The organism is Sphingomonas sp. LH128 (genome assembly GCF_000293195.2).
Taxonomy (GTDB): domain Bacteria; phylum Pseudomonadota; class Alphaproteobacteria; order Sphingomonadales; family Sphingomonadaceae; genus Novosphingobium; species Novosphingobium resinovorum_A.
On record NZ_ALVC01000034.1, the window covers coordinates 1 to 9,567 of the forward strand.

A 9,567-nucleotide genomic window follows, 5' to 3' on the forward strand; every position below is an offset into this window, starting at 1 on the left:
AGCCGCTTCCTGCGCCGCCCAAGCACTTCGGCATCCTGCTCGATCCGCGCTGCCTCGGCTTCGTCAAGCCGTCGCTGCTGCTGCGCCTTCTCAAAGTCGGTCCTTAAGCGTTCGGCGGAGGCCAAGGCGGGTGCGACTTCGCTCCCCAGACGTGCGGCATTGCCTTCAGGTAGGCATGAGGCGAGCGCCTCGAGGACCGTCGCCCTTCGGGCAATGGTCGCATCGGCCTCCTCGGCGGCAGCTACGGAAGCGGCGTGCGCCGATTCCGCAGCGGCCCTCTCAGTGCTCCAGGCAAGGAACCGGATTGGCTCCATGTCAGGATAGCCTGCGGCGGTGAGCCTCTCACCCCACGCCGTTCGCGCTGATTCCCGTCGCTCGGCGAAAAGCCCGGCACGAATATCCGCCTGATCGGCATCTAGCAGCAGCTTTGCGACGCGATTGCCCATGTCGGTCAGTCGACTGGACTCGTCAGCTGCCGCGAACCTGCGATCGCTGCGCTCGTCAGCTTGAGCGAGCGAAGCCTCGAATGCGGAGACGGCCTCATTGGGAGCATCAATGCAGATTTCTGAGAGGACGTGACCGCGTAGCGGACGCCAGCGCTCATCGCGCTCGGTCCGCGCGCTCGCGATTTCATCGGCCGATACGGCCTTGCCCAATGCCAGTTGTTCCATCTGAAGGGAGAGCGCTGCCGCCTCTTCTCTTGAGCGCGCCGCGGTCGCCAGTTCGCGGTCGACCTCGGTGGTCAGGTCGGAGAGCGCCTTCCGCGCTTCGTCGACTTCGATCTGGCCGATCCTTGGGAGTTGGAGAAGTGACGCAGCGTCGCCATTCCATGGTACGAGCCGGACGAGCGCCTGGGCGAACGTGGCGGCGGCCGAGTCGGCGGTCCTCCGCAAGGTCAGGCATCGGGCGTCGATGTCGACGCCAAGCGCGCGTCCTGCGTCGACGGCGGCGACCACTGTCTTCAGCTCGTCCGGCGAGCCGTCTCGGACCGTCGGCGCAATGCCTGGTGCAGTCCGCCGCCGTTCCTCAAGCTCCTGCTCGCTCTCGGATATCTCACTGAGCGCTGACTTGTCCTCGACATGCGCGAGCGCCAGTTCGCGCAGCTTAGCGCTGGCGATCCGGGACGGTGGATCCGCCGCCAGTGCTCCGGCCTCCTCCCGGAGGCGCTCGATCCGGCCAGCGCGCGTGGCTTGCTCGGTAGTCAGCCGCACCATGTCGCTGCCAGCCTTTGCGACCGCGCCCGAAGCCGTCACTAATTCGTCGATCAGGTCGGCCTGGGCGAGGATTTCCGCGTCGGCAACCAGCGCCTCCATGCGTTTGGTCGCCTCGTCGGCCAGCGTAGCGGCAGCGGCCTTCGCCCTCGTTGCGAGAGCCGCGTCGGCCATCGCGGCCTCAGCCATGTTTTCGCGCTGTGCCGGGATGTCAACGGTCGCGCTGTATTCGGCCAGTGCTGCCAGATGGTCCTTTCGAAGGCGTGCTGAGGGAGCAATTCGCCGTATCCGCTCCGCTCGGCTGATCTCGGCAAGCAACTCGTCCCGCCGTCCCCTGGCGTCCTCCAGCGCGGCCTGCGCCGTCGCCACCGCCGCCTTGCTGTCGAGCCAGGTCTTTGGCCTCAACGACCGCTCGCGTATGGCCCTTGCGTTCGTCTCGAGCTCTCGCTGCGCGACGGTGAACGACCTCTTGTTGGACGCGCGTGGACCCCAGATGGCGTCCGCTTCTTCCTCAAGGCGTGCTAGCTCGTCAGATACCCCGGTCAGGCCCGATCCGGCGGCGAACAGCGCTCTACCGAGATCGTTGCGCGCCTCCATCATCGCCTTACCACCGGCGCGCAGGCCCTCTTGGTTGAGGCTGAACGATAGGCCGAATGTTTCTCGCGTCTGACCTCGGAGCATCGCCAGCAGTGGGCCCTCGTCGATGGGTTTATCGTCAGAACCGAGGAGCGTTCTGCTGGTGGCCTTCTTGCGTCGGCAGGCCATTGTCTGACCCTCGTCTTCGAGGACGGCGCCGATCCTTAGCAACGAGTAGTCGTACATGAAATTGTAGGGCGACCGGCTTGGGAAGCCAAACAGCAGGTCCGATACGGCCGCCATAGACGTGGTCTTGCCGGCCTCGTTTGCGCCGTAGATTACGTGAAAGTCGGGTTCGCCACCGCGGAAGGAGAGCGTGCAGTTGTCGAAGTGGCCATAACGCTCAAGCGCGAGGTTGACGAAGCGCATCTCTACGCCTCACCGATCAAACGCGATCGGAGTGCGAGCGTCGCCGTCTCCAATACCGCTGTCCAGTTGCCATCGCTCGCGGACCGCCGCACGCCCTCGTCATCGGCCTCTTCCGGCGAATGGCCGAGCGAAGTCTGGGCCGCGATAAGGAACGGGGCGAGGTCCTCGGCCAGCAGGGCGGCTAGGTTGGGGTCTGTCGGCGCCTGTCTAATGAGAGCCTCGAGGTCGTCGCCGATCACCATCTGCTGTGCCTGCGCAGGCGGCGAGACCAGCACCTTCACCCTCTCGATGAACAGGTCCGGTGATATCGACGCTGACACCGCGCGGGCATCGTCGCGGAGAGAAGACACGCCGTCGTGGAGCGCACCGGCGTCCATGGTCTGTCCCGTCAGCGAGACCCGCGCGACGAGCGGCAGGCCGGACGGGTTGTCCTGCCAGGCAGACACGAGTGACGCGCGGATGATTGATGGGACAGCATCCGCCGTCGCGTCGGTGCAGTCCACCTCAACACGAATCCAGCGCAGGACGTCGAGCTCGACGCGCTCGACAGTGGTGACCTGAGCATCCTCAACCGTCACAATAACGGCGCCCTTCGATCCTGTCTCGCGGATCGTACGACCCTGCGTGTTGCCGGGGAACACGACGTAGGGGGCCTCGCTGACGATTTCGTGCTCGTGGACATGGCCGAGCGCCCAGTAGTCGTAGTGCTTCGACTTGAGGTCATCGAGGCTGCACGGGGCGTATGCGGCGTGCCCCTGTCGACCTGCCAAGGCAGTGTGGAGCATCCCAATGTTGAAGTGGTGGTCGGTTGCGTCGGGGTAAGCGAGCACGAGGTTGTCCATCACGGTTGGCGTCGCGAAGCTCTGGCCGTGCACCGCGACGGCGAGGTGGGAAAGCGTGTGCGTCTCCGGCCGCCTCGCCCCAAACAGCCTCACATTGGGCGGCCAGGGGATGCTCCGGGTCAGCACCGACTCCGCATCGTGATTGCCCGAAAGGAGGAAGACGGGGATGCCGGCCTGGTTCAGCCGCCCCATGGCGCGGGCGAAGTAGAGTCCCGTGCCCATGTCCTTCCAATCTCCGTCGAACAGGTCGCCGGCGATCACTACGAAATCGACAGCCTCGTCGATAGCCCGCTGCACGAGATTGTCGAAAGCGGCCCGGGTCGCGCCGCGGATGTCGTCCTCCGGTAGCCCTTCATACCGCGACAGTCCACGGAGCGGGCTGTCGAGATGGATGTCAGCGGCGTGTAGAAAACGAAAGTCGGTCATCACTTACCCCCAGGCGCCGACAACAATATCCCTGTCCGGCTTCCCCTCGTTTAGTTTCTAGCGACACAGGCTTTTCAGCCGCTCAAAATTCTTAGAACCGACCTTCTCGATTGTTTAGAAGAGCGCGGCCGCAGCTCTCTTCGTTTCCAACATCATAATGGAGAAGGACAGCAAGTCGTCAATATTTCCAGAGTGGAATTCGAACTAAGCGAGCCACTCAAGTGCGACCAGCTGTCCGGTCCAGCTCTGAATAGCCGTGCGGGCGCGAACGGACCGCCTCGTCAGATGTCGTGACGGGCCGTCGAGCAGCCATTCCCTTGAAGAAGGGTCTCCAATCGCTTCGCTCGGCTCTTCGGGATCGCCATCACGAGGAGCCTTTCCGCCCTTGACGCCGCAACGTAGATCTTGCGGGCATCCTCTGCGAATTCGGGACGAGCCGCCCCTTCTAGATGCTCGAGAATGCCTCCCGCCTTATTGCTCGTCAGGACGACGCACACGGCGGGGAACTCCAGGCCCTTCGTTGAGTGAATCGTCCGCGCCGGATGCGCATCTGCGGGCGGAGTGGCCAGGGCGGCCAGCAGCTCGTTGCTAGACTTCAGCCGCTGCCTGATGCCGCCGGGTGTCGCGAGTCCGGGTGCCAATGCGCGGCGGGCCTTGTCGAGCCACGCATCGGCGGACATGCCCGGCGAAAACTTCAGGGTCGCCGCAGCATCGATGATCTCGGGACGCCAACGACCGTCCTCCAGGCCTTCCGACAACACATGTCGGTGATAGTCGCCAGCGGTCTCGATCCGCCCCTGAACCAGCAGGATCGCGCGGTGGAGATTGGACAGCGCCTCGCGCCGGTTATCCAGGTTGAAGGAGAAGTGGAAATCAGTGGCGGCCCTGGCCAGGAGCAGGGTCTTGTGCACCGTGTCCTTCGAGACAGGATGCCCGATCGCCCGGGCTGCGCTCTGCAGCCTCGAGGCCAATATGGGCGCATCCGCCACCGCAATGCCATGCGATTTTACGAGTTCGCCGAACTTTACGCCGATCGCCGCCGGCACCGATGTTCCACCGTATGAGAGGATGTGCAGGGCGGTGGAATCGGCCTTGTGGCTCCCGAGCGCACGGTCCGGCACGCCGCGTGCCGAGGGCGGCCTCAATCCGACGATCGCGGCGCATATCGCCGGCGTCGATCGGAAGTTTCCGCTCATCGGCAGCCTGTCGCCATCCTCGAAGCGATCGGCGAACCTGTCGAGCTCGTCGGTGATCCCTCCGCGAAACTGGTAGATTGACTGATTCGGATCGCAGATCACCTTGACGATAAGCCCCGAAGTCCGAAGCCACTGCACGACCTCGAGGTCGTCGGGATTGCAGTCCTGCGCCTCGTCCACGAAGATCTCTTTGAAACGGGCTGCGAGGGCCTTCCCCAGCCGCTCAGCGAAGGCCTTGTCCGCAAGCCGTCCCTTCACGCAGGTGCGCACGTCCTCGAAATCGACATGCCCCTTTGAGCGGGCGGAGGCCAGCATCCGGAGTGCGCGAGCCTCGTGCTTCTTGGCGTCGCGATCCGCGTCAAAGCCCTCCTCGGTGGCGATTGCGCGGTTCAATCTTCCTGTCTTGCGGTCGAACGCCTTCAGAGGAAGCCCCTGCATCTTCTCATAGGGCTGCACGACCCAGTCGCCCTTGTCTGGGATCAGCCGGGGCGTGACGTCGCAGCCCTCCATTCCGAACGGCGCCACGAAGAACTGCCAGAGAAACCTGTCGAAGGTGCCGATGAAGCTGGGGAACAGCGGCGTCGGCAGGATCCCGAAGCTCCGGAGGCGCACCTCCAGTTCGTCGACCGCCGCGTTCGTGAACGACAGGAAGGCGACCCCGCGGCGATCCCGCCCGTCTGACAGCAGAAGTCGAGCCCGCTCGACCATCGTCCGCGTCTTTCCCGCACCTGGACAGGCGGTCACGAAAGCCGGGCCGTTATGCCCGATCACAGCCTCCTGCTCCTTGGTCGGCGCGTAATCTTCGCTCACGTGGCCACCAACTGCTCGATGGCGTGCTTGATGTAGGGTGGCACTGCTAGCTTCTCGCCGTCCTCGATTAGCCGCGCCAACACCTGGGCGAAGTCGCCCTTCCGAGCATTCTTGAAAATGCGGTGGATCGCCGCAGCGCGCTCGTCGCCATCGAGTTTCATGGCGTTGCGCCACTTCTTCTTCGAGCGTCGATGTAACTCGAGGTAGGCCTTCTCCAGAAGGTCCTCGTTGCCCGCCTCGATCAGCTCCGATTCCAGCGAATAGGTGCTCGTGACCGCCGCGAAGTAGTCGATCGCGCCTAGTCTGCCGACTAGCTTCTCCAAGGCCTGCTTCCTCCGTTCACCTGGAAGCAGCCCGTCGTCGGCGGCGTCGTCCTCGACCTCGGAGACCTCCTCGGCTTCGTGGGCTTCCGTGGCTTCGTGGAGCTTCTCGGTTTCCCCCGCCGGTGCCTCGGTCCCTTCATCCGGAACGTCGTCGGCTCCCTCCTCGTCCTCCTTCTCCTTTTTCAGCCCCCTGTCGCCATCGGTCATCACCACAACGCGGTCGGCAATCCTTGCACCCTCCAGTTCGGTCAGGAGAAGCGTCACGTATGGCGCGAAATCGACGCCATCGATCGGGATGAACACGGCGGACCTGAAGAGCCGGAGCTTCTCCGGGTGGTCCTTCAGGACATGGTGCTTCGCGATGGCCGGCAGGAGCAGCGCCTCGGCTATACCTTCAACGAGCAGCGCCCGTCCGCCGAACAGGAGGGCCGCCTTCGTGACATCAAGGTAGCGGTCGACCTTGCGGCGATCGAGATCCTCAAGCGGCATGTTGGCGAGAGGCAGGCACCGTGTCGCACGACGTGGCACGACGGCCGAGATCGCCTCCGCGACGGACTCCGCGGCAGCCTCGCCATCGCCATCCGCATCATGGCCGAGGACGTCCTCGATGATGCTGGCGTCGATCGATCCGGGTTCGAGCAGCTCATCCGCTTCCGCCGTCCCTGCCGACGCTATCACCGACTTGAACACCACCAGCCTATCGCTGCTGACCCAAGCTGAGAGGTTCGGCGAATGCGTGGCCACCACCACCTGTAGTTCCCCCGCGGGACCGTGGTCGGTCGGGAGGCTCTTCCGCGACTGCTCCGCCTGCTCACGCAGGAACGACAGGACCGCGGCCTGCAGTTGCGGATGGAGATGCGCCTCCGGCTCCTCCACGAGGAACAGAGTCAGGTCCGTGCTCCGGACCTTCTCCAACTCGACCGCGATGATCGCCATGAAGAGCAGGTTCGCGTAGCCGTGCCCGGAGTACCGCAAATCCTCAGGATCGACGCCGTGATCGGCGAGCTTGAAGCGCAGATCGCGGGCGATGTCGATCAACCCCTCGTCCGACGCGAAGCCGAGCGTCGCGGCCTGCCGGCGCACGCCGCCCGTCAAGGCCGAAAGGCCTTTTTCGACGGCATCGTCGACCTTCACCAGCACGTCGTGCCTGCGCGTCCGTGCAAGCTCCTTCGCGAGATCGGAGGCGGTCGTTCCCTCGAGGAAGTGGTTCAGGAGAGCCATGATGCGAGTCGGGTTGCCGGATGCGAGCGCCCGCTTCGCATCGCGCAGCGTCGGCAGATAGACGTGCCGGACCATGTCATGGCAGTTTGGTTCGGGTGCGTTTCCGTCCTTGCCGGCCCACAGCTGCGGTCTCGCCCCCTGCCGACTGCCATCGTAGCGCAGTCCGAAGCAGGCACTCGTCAGACCGGCATCGGTAGCGGCAGAGATTAGGCGCCCCTGCTGGCCTACCGAGAGTTCCGCGAAATGCGCCTCCAGCTCGAATTGTGTTGCTCCGCACTGGAAGCGGACATCGGTGGGCTCGCAGTAAATCTCCCGACGACCACCCAGCGGGAGCGTCACCAGGCGAATCGCGTCGATCGCATTGCTCTTCCCGCCGTTGTTCTCGCCGACAAGAACCGTCAGGTCCTTCTGCAGTTCGAGATGCGCATCGTCAAAGGAACGAAAGTTAGCCAACTTCACGCGCTTGAGAAACATCGAGCCCCCTTTTCTACAGATACTGCATAGACGAGCGGCAGTTCATCGGCGAGAGTGATGTGGAACCGATCCGAAAGGGACGAGACCGAAGTTGCCCTCGATCCCGACCCGACCGCCGACGGTTGTACGATCGACCTGGGGGCAATCGGGATGGACGCGGAGCAACTCACAAGCATCTGGAACCAGCGCGAGATCCCGGTGATCCTTCGCAGGACCGGCAAGGGAGAGCTCTTGCGGCTGCGACTTCCATACGCGGAAACGAATCGGTCCTGGCTGCAGAACGACAGACGCACGTCGCCGGCATGGATCGCCAGCAAGCGCTGCTGGGAGATACCCAAGGCCTGGTTTAATGACTTCGTGGAACGCGCGCTCGCGGCCTTCGGCGCGGTCTACGTGATCCAACCCTACCGCGAGCAGGAAAAGTGCTCGCCAGCCTGCCTGAACGCGGTCGGCCACGAGTGCCAGTGCTCCTGCATGGGACGCAACCACGGAGCCGGCAACGACGGAAGCTGGTTCGAGATATCCGAGACGTTCGCCACACGATGGGACGATCAGATGCTCGCCTGCCGCCTCATGAGGACGCGCCGGAATGTCGGATGAGGCCCGATTTACAGGCAGGAGCGACGCAAGCATGCGATATCGAGCAGGCTCGGAAGCACGACATGCCTGTCGGCCATGATCCAAACCCTTCCGCATCGGCGCCGACCGATGCCGAACTCGACGTCGTGGTCGCCGACCTCCAGCGCTCCATACAGGAGTGGGCGACCGGTCATGAACTATGGGTTGATTGCGGTTTCCAGACTTATGCCGATCGGATCGACGGTGAGCCTGGGGAAACCCCCGTGGTCACGATCCTTCACTTCGACGGCGACCTTGGACGTGCGCTCGACGGCGACTTCGACGGTCTCGACATGGAGTTCGTCGAGCTGCTCCAGCGTCAGGGCTTCTGGTATGAGCGGAGCGACAGCGTCAGCGCGCACGTATACCTCGAGGACGACAGCCCGCTGCTCCAACCCTTCCTCGATCGCGAGAATTGGCGGTGGGTGTGCGGCCTAGTGCAACAGGACGTCGCGGACGTTCACGACGAGCTGTATTCGCATTTCGCGAAGCGGCCAGAAGATCTGCATCGCCTCACCTGGCGTGAGTTCGAGACGCTGCTGTTCCGCATCTTCCAAGCCCAAGGCTTCACCTGCGAGCTGGGCCCGGGCTCAAACGACGGCGGCATCGACGTCCGAGTGCTCCAGAGGGATCCGCTGGGCGACATTCTCACGCTGGTGCAGGCCAAGCGATACGCCCCCAGAAACAAGATCGACATGTCCGCAGTCGCTGCGCTGCATGGCGTCGCCGACGTCGAAGCGGCTCAGAGGAGCATCTTCGTGACGACCTCCGACTACCTCCCCTCGGCGCGGAAGTTCGCCGGCCGGACTAGCATCCCCATGGCGCTCGCCACCTCCGCCGACGTGCGCGACTGGTGCAGGGACGCGAGGGACGGGATCATCCGCGACAAGTCGAAGCTGGTTACGCCTCAGGCGGTTTCCCGGCTCGTCCAGAGCCTCGCGCCCAGGGATCCGCGCATTGTCCACGCACGAACAGGCTACACCGTCATCATGAATCAGTTTGCGATCGTCCTGAAGGAGACAAGGCACGCAGCGCTGCTGATGGCGATCCCCTCCCGGACCATATCAGACGATGGCTACGGGCAGAGGGGTCGCGAAGTGCCTGAGATCGGTCCGGCATGCCTTGACCGTCTGACGGCTGACACCGTCTTCCGCGCGAAGCGGTCAGTCCGCGACGGCGATGTGAGCTATTGGGACGGTCAGAACCTGTATTCGGCGTGGGATGGTTCCCCAGCTCTGTTTGACTTATGCGACTAAAACCGCTCCGCGTCCAATCGGCTCGGCTACCTCTATCGCACAGCCGTCCGGCTGCTCGGTTGCATTTTAATGACCGGTTCCGCCGTATGACCGGACGTTCAAGCGTGGAATACGGAATGACTTAAACTGTGAAGGGTTTCGGGCGCTTGCGTACGAAAGCCTCCAGTGCAGGAACCCGCGGGCCC

6 protein-coding genes are annotated in these 9,567 nt (G+C 63.9%); 2 read left to right on the plus strand and 4 right to left on the minus strand.

The annotated features are described in order from the left end of the window. The 4 genes from LH128_RS03325 to LH128_RS03340 form a co-directional block, all read right to left on the minus strand. Positions 1 to 2,216, minus strand: a 2,216-nt coding sequence (locus LH128_RS03325) for an ATP-binding protein (RefSeq protein WP_008828164.1), incomplete at its 3' end; no start/stop codon positions are given. Positions 2,217 to 2,218: 2 nt separating this feature from the next. Continuing rightward, a complete protein-coding gene (locus LH128_RS03330; protein ID WP_008828165.1) occupies positions 2,219 to 3,484 on the minus strand; it encodes a metallophosphoesterase family protein in 1,266 nt (421 codons plus the stop codon). A 281-nt stretch (positions 3,485 to 3,765) separates the two neighbouring features. Beyond that, entirely contained in the window at positions 3,766 to 5,490 is a 1,725-nt protein-coding gene (locus tag LH128_RS03335; RefSeq protein ID WP_008828166.1) for a UvrD-helicase domain-containing protein, read from the minus strand. Further along, on the minus strand, positions 5,487 to 7,508 hold the full coding sequence (locus tag LH128_RS03340) for an ATP-dependent nuclease (RefSeq protein WP_008828167.1): 2,022 nt from the start codon (positions 7,506 to 7,508) through the stop codon (positions 5,487 to 5,489). Before LH128_RS03340 ends, LH128_RS03335 begins: the two co-directional genes overlap by 4 nt. Before the next feature lie 57 nt (positions 7,509 to 7,565). Between LH128_RS03340 and LH128_RS03345 the strand changes: the two genes are divergently transcribed. Beyond that, the gene (locus LH128_RS03345; RefSeq protein WP_008828168.1) at positions 7,566 to 8,108 is read left to right on the plus strand and encodes a hypothetical protein; all 543 of its coding nucleotides are present in this window, start codon (positions 7,566 to 7,568) and stop codon (positions 8,106 to 8,108) included. Between the two features lie 62 nt (positions 8,109 to 8,170). Then, a complete protein-coding gene (locus tag LH128_RS03350; protein WP_037517530.1) occupies positions 8,171 to 9,382 on the plus strand; it encodes a restriction endonuclease in 1,212 nt (403 codons plus the stop codon). Positions 9,383 to 9,567 lie beyond the last annotated feature (185 nt).